The following is a 16,678-nucleotide window of genomic DNA, read 5'->3' as shown; positions in this document are numbered from 1 at the left end:
AAGGGTCACGCTCGTGATCACCTGCCCACAGCCCAGCACCATCGGGCTGCAAAAGGAATCCTCACAGTCAGACCAGGTTCTCGGACAGCTCGAGCCAGCGCAGCTCGAGCTCCGCGATCTCGTCCTGGACCGCGTTCAGCCGGGCGGTGATCTTGCCCAGGCCGGTGTAGTCGGACTGGTCGTGCGCCGCCATCTCCGCGTGCAGGGCGTCGACCTGGGCGGCGAGCTTCTCCAGCTTCCGCTCGATCGAGCCGACCTCCTTCTGCGCGGCCCGGGCGTGGGCGCCGGAGAGCTTGGGCGCGCCGTCCGCCGTCGTCGTCCCGTTCGGGGACGCCGTCCCCGTGGCCGCCAGCGGGTTCGAGGCGCTCGCGGAGCCGGCGGCCGTGCCGGTGCGGGACTGGGAGGCCAGCTCCAGGTACTGCTCCACGCCGCGGGGCAGGTGCCGGAAGCGGCCGTCGATCACGGCGTACTGCTGGTCGGTGACCCGCTCCAGGAGATAGCGGTCGTGCGAGACCACCAGGAGGGTGCCCGGCCAGGTGTCGAGCAGGTCCTCCATGGCGGCGAGCATGTCGGTGTCGAGGTCGTTGGACGGCTCGTCGAGGATCAGCACGTTCGGCTCGTCGAGCAGGATCATCAGCAACTGCAGGCGCCGCTTCTGCCCGCCGGAGAGGTCCTTGACCGGGGTGGCGAGCTGCTCGTTGGTGAAACCGAGCCGCTCGAGCAGCTGGCCCGGCGTCATCTCCTTGCCGTCCGCCAGGTAGGTGGAGCGCTTCGAGGCGACCACGTCCGAGACCCGGTCCTCGGCCACGTCCTCCAGCTCGGACAGCTGCTGGGTCAGGGTCGCGATCCTCACGGTCTTCCCGCGCTTGACCCGCCCGCTCGTGGGCTGCACCTCGCCGGTGACCAGGCCCAGCAGCGTGGACTTGCCCGCGCCGTTGACGCCGAGGATGCCGGTGCGCTCGCCGGGGGCGATCAGCCACGTGACGTCCCGGAGCACCTCCCGGGGTCCGTTGTCCTCGGTGGGGTAGGAGACGGAGACCTTCTCGAGGTCCACCACGTCCTTGCCCAGCCGGGAGACCGCCAGCTGGGACAGGGCCACGGTGTCGCGCGGCGGTGGGACGTCGTTGATCAGCTGGTTCGCGGCCTCGATGCGGAACTTGGGTTTGGCGGTGCGGGCGGGCGCGCCGCGGCGCAGCCACGCCAGCTCCTTCTTCATGAGGTTCTGCCGCTTCGACTCCACGGTGGCGGCCTGCCGGTCCCGCTCCACGCGCTGCAGGACGTACGCCGCGTAGCCGCCCTCGAAGGGCTCCACCGTCCGGTCGTGCACCTCCCAGGTGTCGGTGCACACGGCGTCCAGGAACCAGCGGTCGTGGGTGACCACGGCCAGGCCGCCCTGGTTCTTCGGCCAGCGGTTGCCGAGGTGGTGGGCCAGCCAGGTGATGCCGTCCACGTCCAGGTGGTTGGTGGGCTCGTCCAGGAAGATGACGTCCCAGTCCCCGGCCAGCAGGGCGGCGAGCGCCACGCGGCGCTTCTGCCCGCCGGAGAGCTCGCCCAGCTTCGCCTCCCAGTCGAGGTCCTTGACCAGCCCCGAGATCACGTCCCGCACCTTCGCGTCCCCGGCCCACTCGTGCTCCTCGCGGTCGCCGACGACGGCGTGCCCCACGGTCAGCTCCGGGTCCAGGACATCGGCCTGGTCGAGCATGCCGACGCGCACGCCCGAGCGCACGGTCACGCGGCCCCCGTCCGGCTTCAGCCGCCCGGCGAGCAGCTTCATGAGCGTGGACTTGCCGTCGCCGTTGCGGCCCACGATGCCGATCCGGTCGCCCTCGTCGATGCCGAGACTGACGGCGTCGAAGACCGTCTTGGTGGGGAATTCCAGGTGCAGGTTCTCGCCGCCGAGTAGATGTGCCACCCGTCAAGGGTACTCGCGTGCCCGCCCGCCCTCACCCGCTGCCCCGAGCCCCCAGCTTCTGCCCGCTGGTGCGCCGAGTCCCCAACTTCCTGGGCCGCTTGGCGCCGACTCCCCAGCATCTCGAGCCCCCTGGTGCCGAGTCCCCACCAATCTGGGCCCCTTGGCGCCGAGCCCCCAGTCCGGTCGCATTTCCCCAGGAAGAATCGTGGGGAAATGCGACGTGCTTGGGGGCTCGGCGGAGCGGGGCGGGCCGGGGCATCGAGGCGAGTCACTATCCGGCGATGCATCCCGGGGTGTAGTCGAATCCTCATGCTGGGGGTGGACGCTTCGGGAATGCATGACTCCGCATGCTGTAGATGGCGTCACGAGGCGCCGCAGGGGAAGACCAGCAATTGCGGAGGCACCATCATGGCAACAACACAGCGTTCCGATGCATCTCGTTCCTGTCCCGACGGCAAGGGAGGCCGAACCTCACCGCGCAAGCGGCTCGCCGGAGTCGTGGCCGCCGGTGTCCTGGCCGGCTCCACGCTCTTCGTGGGGTTCACACCGGCCCAGGCCGTGAGCACCGGCGTGGCGGTGGACGGCGGCGTCCTGAAGATCGCGGCCAGTCCGGGAAAAAACAACAACGTCACCGTGGCTCCCTACGTCAAGGGCGGCAAGGCCTACTACAGGGTCACGGACACCGGGGACTCCGTGGTCGCCGGCAGCCAGTGCGTCAGGCTGAGCACCACCACCATCCGGTGTGCCGCGGCGGGCGTCTCGTCCGTCCGGGTGGACACCGGAGGCGGCAACGACAGGGTGAACCTGACGTCCGTGACCAAGCCGTCGCGCGTCGATACCGGGACGGGCAACGACGTGATCTACGGCGGGACCGCCAGGGACATCGTCTACGGGCAGAGCGGCAACGACTACCTGTTCGGACAGGCGGGCAACGACTACCTGTCCGGCGGATCGGACAACGACTACCTGCTGAGTGGTAGCGGGGACGACACCCTGTGGGGTCAAGACGGCGACGACTACCTGTCCGGCGGATCGGGCAACGACAACCTGTTGGGTGGTCTGGGCAACGACCGACTCACGGGTCAGGAGGGCAACGACACCCTGCGCGGTCAGGACGGCAACGACACCCTCTACGGCAGCACCGGGGACGACACCCTGTACGGCGACGCCGGAAAGGACAAGCTCCACGGGGAGAAGGGGAAGGACAAGCACTACGGCGGCACCGGCAACGACTACCTGGACGGTGTGGACGTCGTGGCCTTCAACGACTACCTGAACGGCGAGCAGGGCGTGGACAAGTGCCAGGCCGACGGCGGTGACACCGTGCTCAACTGCGAGTCGGTCAGGAGAATGAAGGCTCTCTGATCAGCGGCATGAGTGTTGCAAGGAAACGGTGGCGGTGGTGCTCACGCACTGGTGAGGCGCCGCCGCCACCGCCAGCACATCCGCCGAGTCCCCAGTCATGTCGCGCATCCCCAGGGATATTCGTGGGGAAACGCGACAGGAGTGGGGGCTCGGCGCGTTGGGGTCCAGGGAGATGGGGACTCGGCGGAATCGGAGCGCCGGGAGCTGGGGGTTCGGCACATAGTCACCCGGAGAATTGGGGGCTCGGCGGTGGGGAAGAAAGTACTTGGGGTCTCAGCGCGTTGGGGCTCAGGGAAGTGGGGACTCGGCGGCGAGAGAGCGCCGAAAGGTGGGGGCTCGGCGGCGGGGACGGCGGGTGTGCGAACAGAAATTTCTCAGCGGCGGCACACGCACGGGTGAGAGCATGGGGCCATGGAGCAGAACCCGACGGAGCGATCCTCCTCGACCCCCAGCACGCGACCCCTGGGCACCAGGCTGAACGGCATCACGGACCTGGAGACCGCCGTCCGCGCCGTCACGGAGCACCCCGGGCCGGTGGAGATCCCGGCCGGGCCCGGCCAGCTGGTCGGCCGCCACCTCGGCTCGGTGCCGCAGCGCCAGGTGGGGGAGGCGCTGCGCGGTGCGGGGGCCGATCCGCTGATGATCCGGGCGGACATCTCGATCGACCAGGACATCCCGGACGAGGGCGTCATCGCGGTCCTGGACGACCACCTCTCGCTGGCCGCCGGCGTGGGCGCCGAGTACCTCGTGGTGCCGCGGGCCGGCGTCGGCGGGCGGGGCCGCAGCGAGGACCGGATCTACTCGATGCTCGCCGCGCTCGCGGAGGCCGCCTCGGCCCACCAGGTGCACCTGCTGCTCGAGACGGAGGGCGCCACCGCGGACGAGGTGGAGCTGGTCCAGTTCCTGGAGCGGGCCCGCGCGGCGGGGACCCTGGACGTGGACCCGCACTACCTGGCGTCCGTGGCCTGGAACGTGGCCGCGTCCTCGGAGGCGGGGGAGGGCCCGGCGGCCGCGTTCGAGCGGATGCGGCCCCTGCTGGACCTCGCCCCGCTGATCATCTCGGGGGTGGACGAGGACACGGTCGAGGACCTGTTCGCCGCCGTCCCGGAGCTGCGGGAGGCCGCCGCCCAGGCCCGGATCATCGTGATCCTGGGACGCCCGGGAGCGGCCGGGGCCTGATGCCCGAGTGGTAGGGTGACTGCCTGTGCACTGCGTGCACCACTGCCGTTCCACGGCGGTGCTCCGCCTTGGTGTAATCGGCAGCACCCCGGCCTTTGGAGCCGTGGAGTCTAGGTTCGAGTCCTAGAGGCGGAACGTCCGCATCCCGCCAGACAGCCCGGAAGCTCGGAAGTGCCAGAGCCGAAGAGCGCAACAGCTAGTGAGACGGAACGGAGCCGGAGCCGGTGAGCCCACCGGCTCCTCTCTACGATCGACGACCGAGGAGCTGCATCCCGCTGTGAGCACCCCCCAGACCCCTGCGAATCGTCCGGGGGCGGCCGTCGGGCCCGCCGCCGTCATCGTCCTGGCCGCCGGCAAGGGCACGCGCATGAAGTCCAAGACCCCCAAGATCCTGCACCGGATCGGGGGTCGTTCCATGGTCGGGCACTGCCTGGTGGCCGCGCGGAGCCTGCACCCGCAGCGGCTGGCCGCCGTGGTGCGCTTCGAGCGGGACCTGGTGGCCCCGCACGTCCTCGAGCAGGACCCCGAGGCGCTCATCGTGGACCAGGACGAGGTCCCCGGCACGGGCCGCGCGGTCCAGGTGGCCGTGGAGGCGCTCGACGCCCAGGAGCGGCTGGCCGGCACCGTGGTGGTCACCTACGGCGACGTCCCGCTGCTGACCCCGGAGGTCCTGCGGAGGCTGGTGTCCCACCACGAGGAGCGGGCCAACGCGGTGACCGTGCTGACCGCCGACCACGAGCAGCCCGGCGGCTACGGCCGGATCCTGCGGGACGCCGACGGCTCCTTCCGGGAGATCAAGGAGGCCAAGGACGCCACCGAGGCCGAGCTCGCGGTCGCCGAGATCAACTCCGGCATCTTCGCCTTCGACGCCGACGTCCTGCGGAACTCCCTCGCGAAGGTCACCTCGGACAACGCCCAGGGCGAGATGTACCTGACGGACGTCCCGCTGCTGGCCCGCGAGGCCGGCCACGCGGTGGACGCGCTGAAGATCGAGGACCGCTGGGAGGTCGAGGGCGCCAACGACCGCGTGCAGCTCGCCCAGCTCGGCGCCCACCTGAACCGCCGGGTCCTCGAGGCGCACATGCGCAACGGCGTGACGGTCGTGGACCCCGCCAGCACCTGGATCGACGTGCAGGTGCGCATCGCCGCGGACGCCACGATCCTGCCGGGCACCCAGCTGCACGGGGGCACCCGGGTGGGCGAGGACGCCGTCGTCGGCCCGGACACCACCCTCACGGACGTGGAGGTCGGCCCTGGCGCGCACGTGGTGCGCACGCACGGCTCCGGCTCCGTGATCGGGCCGCGCGCGAGCGTGGGCCCCTTCGCCTACCTGCGCCCGGGCACGGTGCTCGGGGACCAGGGCAAGATCGGCACGTTCGTGGAGACCAAGAACTCCAGGATCGGCACCGGTTCGAAGGTCCCGCACCTGTCCTACGTGGGGGACGCCACGATCGGCGAGCACTCCAACATCGGGGCGGCCTCGGTCTTCGTCAACTACGACGGCGTGCGCAAGCAGCGCACCGTGATCGGCGACCACGTCCGGATGGGCTCCGACAACATGTACGTGGCGCCCGTCCACGTCGGCGACGGAGCCTACTCCGGGGCCGGCACCACGATCCGCAAGGACGTGCCGCCCGGGGCCCTGGCCCTGACCGAGGGCGCGCAGCGGGTCGTCGAGAACTGGGTCCTGGAGCACCGTGCCGGCACCGCCGCGGCCGAGGCCGCCGAACGGGCCCTGGGCAACGGGGCGGCCACGGCCGCACCGGGGACTCCCGAGCACTCCAGCGCAGGAACCGGCGCGGACACCACCGAGGAAAGCGAGTAACAATGACCGCAATCACCAACGCAGGTGCCAAGCAGCTGGTCCTGGTCTCGGGGCGGGCCCACCCGGAGCTCGCCGAGCGCATCGCCTCGGAGCTGGGCACGGAGCTGATCCCCACGGACGCCTACGACTTCGCCAACGGCGAGACCTACGTGCGGTTCGGGGAGTCGGTGCGCGGCACGGATGCCTTCCTCATCCAGTCCCACCCGGCGCCGATCAACCAGTGGATCATGGAGCAGCTGCTCATGATCGACTCCCTCAAGCGGGCCTCCGCGAAGTCGATCACCGTGGTGTCCCCGTTCTACCCCTACGCCCGGCAGGACAAGAAGCACCGCGGCCGCGAGCCGATCTCGGCCCGCCTCATCTCGGACCTCTACAAGACGGCCGGCGCGGACCGGCTGATGTCCGTGGACCTGCATACCGCGCAGATCCAGGGCTTCTTCGACGGTCCCGTCGACCACCTCATGGCCATTCCGCTGCTGGCGGCCCACGTGCGCTCCGTCGTCGACGTCGACAACGTCACCGTGGTCTCCCCGGACACCGGGCGCGTGCGCGTGGCGGAGCAGTGGACCGAGCTGCTGGGCGGGTGCCCGCTCGCGTTCGTGCACAAGACCCGGGACATCACCCGGCCCAACCAGGCCACCTCGAAGGAGGTCGTGGGCCAGATCGAGGGCCGCACCTGCGTGCTGATCGACGACATGATCGACACGGGCGGGACCATCTCCGGCGCCGTGCAGGTGCTGCGCGAGAAGGGCGCCAAGGACGTCATCATCGCGGCGACCCACGCCGTGTTCTCGGATCCGGCCGTGGAGCGGCTGTCCACCTGCGGCGCCCTCGAGGTGGTCGTCACGGACACCCTGCCCGTGCCGCCGGAGCACCAGTTCGAGAACCTCACGGTCCTCTCGATCGCCCCGCTCATCGCCCGGGCCATCCAGGAGGTCTTCGAGGACGGCTCCGTGACCAGCCTCTTCAACGGCAGGTCCTGACCCGGTCCCGGGCCACGGCCGACGACGACGCAGCCCCTCGCCTTGCGGTGAGGGGCTGCGTCGCTGTCCGGGCGGGAAAGGGTCAGCGGGTGACCCAGTTCCGCTTGGTGATCGAGGACCAGTGCACGGTGTAGCCGTTGGAGAACCGCTGGCGGACCTCCGAGCCGTACCGGTACTCGTCGGTGACCGGGTAGCCGTAGCCGCGCTCGGCGCCGGCGGCCTTCCACCGCTGGCCGATCGCGCCGGACTCCTTCACGACCTTCGCCCCGGTGCGGGGGCTCCACAGCACCTTGTGCACGGCGCTGCCCTTGCGGAAGACCTGGTAGGCCCCGCCGCCGGTGAGCCCGGTGATCTCGCGGGTGGTGGGGTAGCCGAAGCCGTTCTCCCAGCGGTGGGCGGCGAACTTGCGGCCGATGGCGCCGTTGAAGTTCACGGGCCACGCCCCGGTCCCGGAGCTCCAGTAGAAGGTGTGCTTGTTGGCGAAGCCCTGCAGGACGCCGCCGTAGAGCAGCCCGCCGCGCTCGTTGCCCGTGGGGGCGCCGAACACGGGCGCCCCGCCCAGGGCGTGGTACTGGCGGCCGATCCCGCCGCGCACGTCGTAGCCGGCCGAGGTGATCGGCGCGGTGACCGGCGGGGGAGTGGGCTTGGGCGCAGGCGCAGGGGCCGGTGCCGGCGCAGGTGCCGGGGCCGTGCCCACCGTGGTGCGGACGTCCGTGGGCCCCTTGCCGTCCGGGTAGCCGTAGGACGTGACCGTGCCGACCAGCCGCCAGCCCTGCTTGGTCCCGGCCAGCGAGCCGTCCGCGTAGGTCAGGCCGATCCCGATGACGGTCATATCCGGGTCGGTGAGCACCTTGTTGTGCGCCTTCGAGTTCTTCCACCAGGTCATCAGGTCCGCCACCCGGCCCTGCCACGAGACCGCGTGGATCTCGCCCACGGCGTTCCAGCCCGCGGCCCGGGGGTCCGTCATGAACGTGGTCGTGTGGTTGATGACCTCCTGGCGGACCAGGCGGTCGGACTCGCCCTGGGCGATGCCCGAGACCGTCGCGGAGTACTTCACCGGGGCGAGGCCCTTGGCCTTGCGGTGGGCGTTGATCAGCTCCAGCAGCTGCTGGGCGTCGGCCGAGCGGGTGCTCGAGGAGACCGTGACGATGTCCGAGCTCGCCGCGGCCGCGGGCGCCGCGGTCAGCATCCCGGTGGCGGGGACCGCCAGGGCGAGCGCGGCGGCGGTCAGCGTCAGCGAGCCGGGGGTGCGGGTGCGCGCCGGGGCGCGGTGCTTGGCGGGGCTCATCGGGTCACCCAGGTCCTCTTCGTGGTGGTCGAGTAGTGCACGGTGAAGTTCTTGGAGAACCGCTGGCGGATCTCGGAGCCGTACCGGTACTCGTTGGTCGTGGGGTAGCCGTAGCCGCGCTCGGAGCCGGCGGCGATCCACTCGCGGCCGATCGCGCCGTTCTCCTGCACCGCGTGCGCGCCGGAGGCGGAGCTCCAGACGATGCGGTAGACCTTGCTGCCGTTGCGGAACACCTGGTAGGCGCCGCCGTAGAGGAGCCCGCTCCGCTCGGAGGTGACGGGGTAGCCGTAGCCGCGCTCGTGGCCGCCGCGCTTCCACGCGGCGCCGATCCCACTGGTCTCCCGGACCGGCACGGCGCCGGTGGCCGGGCTCCACAGCACCTTGGTCACGGCGCTGCCCTTGCGGAACACCTGGTAGGCGCCGCCGTCGACGAGCCCGCGGACCTCGCGGGTGGTGGGGTAGCCGTAGCCGTTCTCCCAGCGGGTCGCGGCGAACTTGCGGCCGATGGCCCCGTTGAAGTTCACGGGCCACGCCCCGGTGGAGGGGGTCCAGTAGAAGGTGTGCTTCTTGGAGAAGCCCTGCAGCACGCCCCCGTGGAGGAGACCGCCGCGCTCGTTGCCGGTGGGGGTGCCGAACACGGAGGAGCCGCCGAGGGCCCGGTACTGGTTGCCGATGGCGCCCTTGACCACGTAGCCGGCGGGGGCCACCTCGGTGGGGGCGGCCGGGGCGCCGGACGGGGTCCGCCCGCCGAGCGGCTTGTAGTAGGCGTTGCGCGCCAGGTCCCGCAGCTGCGCGGAGCTGCCGCGGTAGACGTTGGCGTCGATCTGCTCGGTGAACCCGGCGTCGGTGTACTGCCAGAAGTCGTAGGTGGACCACGCGCTGGGCACGATGGGGGCCGCGGTCTCGTAGGCGGCGATGTGCATGGGGTGGTCGTTGAACGCGCTGGAGTTGCCCGTGCAGTCCCGCCACCAGTAGTAGTTCGTGTAGATGGCCGGCAGCCGCCCGGTGCGGGACTTGTACCGGTCGGAGAAGTCCCGGATCCAGCGGACCATCTCGGACGGGGAGAAGCCGTAGCAGGCGTTGCCGTACAGGGAGGGGTACGGGTTGTTCTCGATGTCCAGCAGGCCGGGCAGGGTCCGGCCGTCCGCGGACCAGCCGCCGCCGTTGGCCAGGAAGTAGTCCGCCTGCTTGGCGCCGGAGGAGTCCCGGGTGGGAATCGCGAAGTGGTAGCCGCCGCGGTACATGCCCACGGCCCCCGCCCCGGCGTACTGCTGGGTGAACAGGCTGTTGCGGATGCTGTCGCCCTCGGAGGACTTCACGTAGGCGAAGCGCGAGCCCTGGTTCCACAGGCTCGTCCAGTTCAGGGACGGCTGCCAGTTGGAGACGTCCGTGCCCTTGATGCCGCTGGGGGCCCAGGAGGCGGCGGCGCCGAGGGAGGACGCGGACGCGACCCCCGCGCCCGCCTCCTCCGCGGTGTCGCCAGCACCGGCACCGGCATCGGAGTCGTCGTCGGCGGCCCCGGAGAGCTCCTCCGCGGTGCGGGCGGAGCTCGCGGCGAGCTGCTCGAAGTGCTGATCGGACTTGGCCCACTGCCCCATCACGGCACCGCCGTGGGGGTCGCCGGGGGCCGGCTGCGTGCCGGCGCGCTCCGGGTCGGGAAGGACGGCCTCGCCGGTGGTCCCGTCCACGAGGGTGGAGACGACCTCGCCGTCGGACTCCACGACCTTGGAGACCAGGTTGCCCTGGCGCTCCTCGGAGAGGGTGGTCGAAGAGGTGGTGGCGGCCCCGTCCAGGGCCGCGACCGGGGTGAGTGTGGTGATGGCCAGCACCGCCGCCGTGAGGGCAGCGGGCAGCGTCAGTCGGGGGGGTGCTTTCACGCTGGAACGCCTATCTCGCATGGATCGTTGGGGGAACGACTCGTGCAAGGCCATGGGGATGGGGGGAAGATCCTCTGGAGCCAGGTCGAGTATAAAGGCGCGTTTGCATAAATAATCAATAACGGTGGGCCGTGTTACGCACCCGTACACCTCTGCGCGTAGTCATCCGGACCGCGGAACGACGACGACGGACCCGCCGCCGTCCAGCTTGCCCCCGCGGCGCGGTGCCGGTGAGCGGGGAAACGCCCTGCTCAGGGCGGTCCCCCGGATACGATGAACCGGACTCGACCCCCCAGAGGAGAACCATGGCCCCCACGCGCATCCTGACGGTCTGCACGGGCAACGTGTGCCGCTCGCCCATGGCGGCGGTCGAGCTCGACCACGGCCTCAACGAGATCTCGCCCGGCGGCTTCGAGGTGACGAGCGCCGGGATGCACGCGCTGGTGGACGAGGGCTTCGAGGAGCGGGTCGGCAAGCTGGCCCGGGACCGCGGCCTGGAGGCCGCCGCAGCGCACAGGGCCCGGCAGGTCACCCCGGACGTGCTGCGGGACGTGGACCTGGTGCTCGTGATGGCCCGGGAGCACACCCAGCCGGTGCTCCAGCAGTCCCCGCGGCTGCTGAAGAAGGTCTTCACCCTGCGGGAGTTCGCCCGGATCCTGCAGTACCTCTCCACGGACCCGGAGCTGGACCGCGCCGTGCCGGCGGACCGCGCCGAGCGCTGGGCGTGGCTGGTCCAGCAGGCGCCGCGGCTGCGGCAGCGGGTGCCGGTGCGCCACCCCGAGCGCAACGACGTGATCGACCCCTATCGCCAGGAGGACGCGGTGCTCCAGCAGATGGCGGACGAGCTGTTCGAGGCCACGGACGCCATCCTCGCCTTCGAGCGCCGCTACGCGGAGCGGGTGCCGGCGGGCTGATCTCGCTGCGACCCGGCTCTTCCGGGGCGGTGCCGAGAACGGGTGTTGCGCTCAGGCGCCCACGTAGGCGGCGAGGTGCTCGCCGGTGAGGGTCGAGCGGGCGGCGACGACTTCGGCGGGGGTGCCCTCGAAGACGATCCGGCCGCCGTCGTGGCCGGCGCCGGGGCCGAGGTCGATGATCCGGTCCGCGTGGGCCATGACCGCCTGGTGGTGCTCGATCACGATGACCGACTTGCCGGAGTCCACCAGCCGGTCGAGCAGGCCCAGCAGCTGCTGGACGTCGGCGAGGTGCAGGCCGGTGGTCGGCTCGTCGAGGACGTAGACGCCGCCCTTCTTGCCCAGGTGCGTGGCCAGCTTGAGCCGCTGCCGCTCGCCGCCGGAGAGCGTGGTCAGTGGCTGGCCGAGGCTGAGGTAGCCCAGCCCCACGTCGGCGAGCCGGTCCAGGATCGCGTGGGCGGCAGGGTTGCGCGCGTCGCCGGCGCCGAAAAACTCCTCGGCTTCCTCGACCGGCATCGCGAGCACCTCGGCGATGTTGCGCCCGCCCAGGGTGTGCTCGAGCACCGCGGCCTGGAACCGGCGGCCCTCGCACTCCTCGCAGGTGGTGGCCACGCCGGCCATCATCGCCAGGTCCGTGTAGATGACGCCGGCGCCGTTGCAGGCGGGGCACGCGCCCTCGGAGTTGGCGCTGAACAAGGCCGGCTTCACGCCGTTGGCCTTGGCGAAGGCCTTGCGGATCGGGTCCAGCAGTCCCGTGTACGTCGCCGGGTTGCTGCGCCGGGAGCCGCGGATGGCGGCCTGGTCGATCGACACCACGCCCTCCCGGCCGAGCACCGAGCCGGCGATCAGCGAGCTCTTGCCCGAGCCGGCCACACCCGTCACCACCGTCAGCACGCCGAGCGGGATGTCGACGTCGACCGACTGCAGGTTGTTCGTGTCGGCGCCGCGCACCTCCAGGACCCCGGAGGGCTCGCGCACCGACGGCTTCAGGACGGCGCGGTCGTCCAAGTGCCGCCCGGTGAGGGTGCCGGCGGTGCGCAGGCCGCCGACGGTGCCCTCGTAGCAGACCGTGCCGCCGCCCGTGCCGGCGCCGGGGCCGAGGTCGACCACGTGGTCGGCGATCGCGATGGTCTCCGGCTTGTGCTCCACGACCAGCACCGTGTTGCCCTTGTCCCGCAGGAGCAGCAGGAGGTTGTTCATCCGCTCGATGTCGTGCGGGTGCAGCCCGATGGTCGGCTCGTCGAAGACGTAGGTGACGTCGGTGAGCGAGGAGCCGAGGTGGCGGATCATCTTGGTCCGCTGGGCCTCCCCGCCGGAGAGCGTGCCCGAGGAGCGGCTGAGCGAGAGGTAGCCCAGCCCGATCTCCACGAAGGAGTCGAGGGTCTCGCCCAGGGCGGTGAGCAGCGGCGCCACGGAGGGCTCGTCCAGCTCCCGCACCCAGGCGGCGAGGTCGCTGATCTGCATCGCGCAGGCCTCGGCGATGTTGATCCCGCGGATTGTCGAGGATCGAGCGGCCTCGCTGAGCCGGGTGCCGCCGCACTCGGGGCAGGCGGTGAACGTCACCGCCCGCTCCACGAAAGCCCGGATGTGCGGCTGCAGCGCGCTCACGTCCTTGGCCAGGAAGGATTTCTGGACCTTCGGGATCAGCCCCTCGTAGGTGAGGTTGATGCCGTCGACCTTGATCTTGGTCGGCTCCTTGTGCAGCAGGTCGTGCAGCTCGTCCTCGGTGAAGTCGCGGATCGGCTTGTCCGGGTCGAAGAAGCCGCAGCCGCTGAAGATCCGGCCGTACCAGCCCTCCGTGCTGTAGCCGGGGACGGTGAGCGCGCCCTCGTTGAGGGACTTCGCGGAGTCGTAGAGCTGGGTGAGGTCGAAGTCGTTGACCCGGCCCATGCCCTCGCAGCGCGGGCACATGCCGCCGGTGATGGAGAAGCTGCGCCGCTCCTTCACCGTCTTGCCGCCGCGCTCCATGGTCACCGCGCCGGCGCCGCTGATCGAGGCGACGTTGAAGGAGAACGCCTTGGCCGTGCCGATGTGCGGCTGCCCGAGCCGGCTGAACAGGATCCGCAGCATCGCGTCCGCGTCGGTGGCGGTGCCGACCGTGGAGCGGGCGTTGGCGCCCATCCGCTCCTGGTCCACGACGATCGCGGTGGTGAGGCCGTCGAGGACGTCGACGTCGGGCCGGGTCTGCACGGGCATGAAGCCCTGCACGAAGGTGCTGTAGGTCTCGTTGATCAGCCGCTGGGACTCCGCGGCGATCGTGCCGAAGACCAGCGAGCTCTTGCCGGAGCCGGAGACGCCGGTGAAGACCGTCAGCCGGCGTTTGGGGAGCTCCACGCTGATGTCCCGGAGGTTGTTCTCCCGGGCGCCCTGGACCCGGATCAGGCCGTGGCTGTCGGCCACGTGCGGCGCGGCAGTCGGTGCGGGGAAGTGCGGGTCCTGGCTCGGGGGCGTGCTCATCGTGTCTCCATCCCTGGGGCGACACCGCCTCCACAGCCTCCGGCGGCGTCGCCCGGTTCGATCCGACCGGTTCCGAGCATACGTCCGGCCCGTCGTCGTGAGCAGGCGGACGTCCTGAGGTGCGGCGAAGCGTCGTCGTCATCCGTGCCGGGCGCGGCCGGCCGGTGCCATCATGGGCCCATGGCGAGCACCGATCCGATCACTCTGGAGCAGCAGGGCTGGCAGGCCCTGTCCTCGACCGGCGAGCAGGCCGCGGCCTTCTACGACGACGTCCTGGACCAGGAGGTGGTGATGCTGCTGCCCGGCGGTCTGTTGCTGGACGACCGTGCGGCGATCGTGGCGTCCATGGCCGGAATTCCGTGGTCCTCCCACGAGCTGTCCGACCTCCGAGTGCTGCACCCGACCTCCGACACCGCGGTCGTCCTCTACCGCGTGCTGGCCCGCCGGGGAGAGTCCGCCCCCTATGACGCGCTGGTCAGCAGCACCTACGCCCGCCGGGAGCGGGGCTGGAAGCTGGTCGTGCACCAGCAGACCCCCTGCTGAGGCCGCCGCCGGCACCCCGCCGAAGCGGGCCGGTGACCCTTGACCAGCAACCATAAGGTTGCCTATCCTGGTCGTGTGGACATCCTGTTCCAGGCCCTGGCCCACCCCACGCGGCGGATCCTGCTCGAGGAGCTCGCCGCGCGCAACGACCAGAGCCTCTTCGAGCTCACCGTGCGCCTCATCAACGACCACGGCCTGGCCATGACCCGGCAGGCCGTGACCAAGCACCTGGCCGTGCTGCGCCAGGCCGGCCTGGTGACCACCACCGTCCAGGGGCGCACCACGCTGCACCACCTGGACACCTCCCCGCTCACCGCCGCGCGGCAGTGGATGGACTCCCTGCCGCCCCCGCCGAAGGACACGCCATGATCATCACCACCGCCAGCATCTTCGTGGACGACCAGCAGAAGGCCCTGGACTTCTACACCTCCATGCTGGGCTTCCAGCTCAAGACCGACGTGCCGGCCGGGGCCTACCGCTGGCTGACCGTCGTCTCGCCGCAGGCCCCGGAGGGAGTGGAGTTGCTGCTGGAGCCCTCCGAGCACCCGGCCGTCCGGCCGTTCAAGGAAGCGCTGGTGGCCGACGGCATTCCGTTCAACAGCTTCGGCGTGGCGGACGTGCAGGCCGAGTACGAACGGCTCGTCGGCCTGGGCGTGCGTTTCGTGCAGGAGCCGACGCCGATGGGCCCGGTCACCGCCGCGATCCTCGACGACACGTGCGGCAACCTCATCATGATCGCGGAGATGACCGACCCGGAGGCCGCCGGGAAGTGAGCAAGCCGTCGGCAGGTGATTGCAAGGGGAGTGGGTCGCCCTCGGTTGCTGACTTTCACAGCGCGCAATGCGAAGTGTGGCGACGGCTGGCTGCCCGCCTGAAGTCGGTACTGGCGGTTCGGCTGCATTCGAGTAGCAGCTTTCCCGTAATAACCGTATTGACTTCCTCCCCACCCTGGCGGGTGCGGATTCCTACGCGGCCGCTCGGGTGCGATCCGTTCGGTGGGTTCCTGCTTCGCTGGGGTTCGCGCACGCGAGCGTACGTCTGACATCCCCTCCACAGGCGTTTAGGGTCTCCGCCAGCCCGGCGGCGACCATAATGTTCACAGCAGCGTTGTAATCTCGGTCCAGCCGCGCGCCGCACGCTTCACAAGTCCAGATGCGAATGTGTAAAGGCTTGACGCCGTCCTTCACTCCACACACAGAACACACCTGGCTGGTGGGCTCCCAGCGGTCAATCCGTACCACGGTGCGCCCGTACGCCATGGCTTTCTCTTCAACAAGCCGCCGGAGCGTGCCCCATCCAGCGTCGTGAATAGACTTGCCCATCCGTGTCCGGACCAGAGCGATGATGCTCAATGTCTCCAGGGCGACCGTTTGGTTCTCACGGACGAGTCGGAGCGCGAGCTTGTGGTGGTGATCAAGTCTTGTCTCGCGTACCTTCCGGTGGAGCACGGCGACTCGGTGGCGGGCTTTTTCTCGATTGTGGGAACCTTTCTGTTTGCGGCATAGGGCGCGTTGAGCTTGGGCAAGTCGCCGTTCCTCTGACCGAAGCCACTTCGGGTTGCCGACCTTCTCCCGCGAGCCGTCCGAGCAAGCGATGGCGGCAAGGTCAGTGAGTCCGACGTCGACTCCTGCGACTTTCTCGATTGGCGTCAATGGTTCGGGAAGTGACGTTTGTACCACGAATGAAAGGAAGTACCGGCCATCGGCCTCCAGGATGACCGTCACTGAGGACGGGACCGAGGGCAACGGTCGAGAAGAAGCGAACCGAACGCGCCCTACCTTCTGCAAGTTGATGTGACCGACCCCGTCGGTAGTTTGCTTCACTTTCAAGTGAGCGCTTGCAGTGAACCGTGCAGATTGTTTGCCACGTCTTGACTTGAACTTCGGAGCCCCGATCTTCTTGCCCTTTTGTTTCTTGGCGAGTGCGGCGAAGTAATTCCGGTAGGCCCTGTCCGCGTCCCGGAGAGACTGCTGAAGCGCAACGCTGGACACCTCCGCCAGCCACGCTCGTTGCGGAGTACGTTTCGCCTCCGTAAGCAGCCGTCTCGAAAGCTCTCCAGCCGTGGGAAATGGCTCACCGTTGCGCCGGGCGGTCTCACGGGCCGCAATGACGTCGTTGTAGACCACCCGGGTGCAACCGAACAGCCGGGAAAGCTGTTTGGCCTGGTAACCAGTGGGATAAGCGCGGTATCTGTAACGCTTGAACACACTCAAAACCATAGGCAGGGCCTCAGACATTTTTAGTGCTGTATCCGTAGCACGAAAGACGCCCAAAGCTGCCGACGGGCTGAGCGCGCCCTACAGATGACCAACCGTCGTCTCACCGCTGTGGGCGTGCG

The 16,678-nt window shown here is 70.0% G+C and carries 13 protein-coding genes and 1 tRNA gene; 9 read left to right on the top strand and 5 right to left on the bottom strand.

Going from position 1 to position 16,678, the window contains the following annotated elements:
- Nucleotides 1–67: 67 nt before the first annotated feature.
- Nucleotides 68–1,912: an ABC-F family ATP-binding cassette domain-containing protein gene (locus RCG67_RS15925; protein ID WP_368827672.1), complete on the bottom strand. Its 1,845-nt coding sequence runs from the start codon at nt 1,910–1,912 to the stop codon at nt 68–70.
- A gap of 498 nt (nt 1,913–2,410) precedes the next feature.
- Here RCG67_RS15925 and RCG67_RS15920 point away from each other — a divergent pair, with 498 nt between their 5' ends.
- The 5 genes from RCG67_RS15920 to RCG67_RS15900 all read left to right on the top strand — a co-directional run bounded on the left by RCG67_RS15920 (nt 2,411) and on the right by RCG67_RS15900 (nt 7,264).
- Entirely contained in the window at nt 2,411–3,277 is an 867-nt protein-coding gene (locus tag RCG67_RS15920) for a calcium-binding protein (RefSeq protein WP_368827670.1), read from the top strand.
- A 411-nt stretch (nt 3,278–3,688) separates the two neighbouring features.
- The gene (locus tag RCG67_RS15915; RefSeq protein WP_368827668.1) at nt 3,689–4,456 is read left to right on the top strand and encodes a hypothetical protein; all 768 of its coding nucleotides are present in this window, start codon (nt 3,689–3,691) and stop codon (nt 4,454–4,456) included.
- A 62-nt stretch (nt 4,457–4,518) separates the two neighbouring features.
- Nucleotides 4,519–4,591: transfer RNA gene (locus RCG67_RS15910), tRNA-Gln, on the top strand.
- Nucleotides 4,592–4,823: 232 nt separating this feature from the next.
- Nucleotides 4,824–6,281 carry a bifunctional UDP-N-acetylglucosamine diphosphorylase/glucosamine-1-phosphate N-acetyltransferase GlmU gene (gene glmU, locus RCG67_RS15905; protein WP_497801008.1) on the top strand — a complete coding sequence of 486 codons (1,458 nt, stop codon included), beginning with the start codon at nt 4,824–4,826 and terminating at the stop codon, nt 6,279–6,281.
- A gap of 2 nt (nt 6,282–6,283) precedes the next feature.
- The gene (locus tag RCG67_RS15900; protein WP_058874441.1) at nt 6,284–7,264 is read left to right on the top strand and encodes a ribose-phosphate diphosphokinase; all 981 of its coding nucleotides are present in this window, start codon (nt 6,284–6,286) and stop codon (nt 7,262–7,264) included.
- 82 nt (nt 7,265–7,346) lie between these two features.
- Here RCG67_RS15900 and RCG67_RS15895 read toward each other — a convergent pair whose 3' ends face one another.
- Together RCG67_RS15895 and RCG67_RS15890 are read right to left on the bottom strand one after the other, a co-directional pair.
- Nucleotides 7,347–8,552 (bottom strand): CAP domain-containing protein, encoded by a 1,206-nt coding sequence (locus RCG67_RS15895; RefSeq protein ID WP_368827664.1) that lies wholly within the window; start codon nt 8,550–8,552, stop codon nt 7,347–7,349.
- The gene (locus RCG67_RS15890; protein ID WP_368827662.1) at nt 8,549–10,429 is read right to left on the bottom strand and encodes a GH25 family lysozyme; all 1,881 of its coding nucleotides are present in this window, start codon (nt 10,427–10,429) and stop codon (nt 8,549–8,551) included. Before RCG67_RS15890 ends, RCG67_RS15895 begins: the two co-directional genes overlap by 4 nt.
- A gap of 305 nt (nt 10,430–10,734) precedes the next feature.
- Between RCG67_RS15890 and RCG67_RS15885 the strand changes: the two genes are divergently transcribed.
- On the top strand, nt 10,735–11,343 hold the full coding sequence (locus tag RCG67_RS15885) for an arsenate reductase/protein-tyrosine-phosphatase family protein (protein WP_368827661.1): 609 nt from the start codon (nt 10,735–10,737) through the stop codon (nt 11,341–11,343).
- A 51-nt stretch (nt 11,344–11,394) separates the two neighbouring features.
- Here RCG67_RS15885 and RCG67_RS15880 read toward each other — a convergent pair whose 3' ends face one another.
- A complete protein-coding gene (locus RCG67_RS15880) occupies nt 11,395–13,797 on the bottom strand; it encodes an ATP-binding cassette domain-containing protein (protein ID WP_368827659.1) in 2,403 nt (800 codons plus the stop codon).
- Between the two features lie 180 nt (nt 13,798–13,977).
- Here RCG67_RS15880 and RCG67_RS15875 point away from each other — a divergent pair, with 180 nt between their 5' ends.
- The 3 genes from RCG67_RS15875 (at nt 13,978) to RCG67_RS15865 (ending at nt 15,113) form a co-directional block, all read left to right on the top strand.
- The gene (locus tag RCG67_RS15875) at nt 13,978–14,340 is read left to right on the top strand and encodes a DUF4440 domain-containing protein (RefSeq protein ID WP_368827657.1); all 363 of its coding nucleotides are present in this window, start codon (nt 13,978–13,980) and stop codon (nt 14,338–14,340) included.
- A 75-nt stretch (nt 14,341–14,415) separates the two neighbouring features.
- Nucleotides 14,416–14,709, top strand: a complete 294-nt coding sequence (locus RCG67_RS15870) for an ArsR/SmtB family transcription factor (protein WP_368827655.1) — start codon at nt 14,416–14,418, stop codon at nt 14,707–14,709.
- Entirely contained in the window at nt 14,706–15,113 is a 408-nt protein-coding gene (locus RCG67_RS15865) for a VOC family protein (RefSeq protein WP_368827653.1), read from the top strand. The genes RCG67_RS15870 and RCG67_RS15865 overlap by 4 nt, the downstream gene beginning before the upstream one ends.
- A gap of 192 nt (nt 15,114–15,305) precedes the next feature.
- Here RCG67_RS15865 and RCG67_RS15860 read toward each other — a convergent pair whose 3' ends face one another.
- The gene (locus RCG67_RS15860) at nt 15,306–16,577 is read right to left on the bottom strand and encodes an RNA-guided endonuclease InsQ/TnpB family protein (protein ID WP_368827652.1); all 1,272 of its coding nucleotides are present in this window, start codon (nt 16,575–16,577) and stop codon (nt 15,306–15,308) included.
- Between the last annotated feature and the right edge of the window lie 101 nt (nt 16,578–16,678).

The organism is Kocuria cellulosilytica (assembly GCF_040981245.1).
Lineage (GTDB): Bacteria > Actinomycetota > Actinomycetes > Actinomycetales > Micrococcaceae > Kocuria > Kocuria cellulosilytica.
The sequence above is the reverse complement of the archived record's forward strand: the minus strand, read 5'-3'. Positions and strand labels throughout refer to the sequence as shown.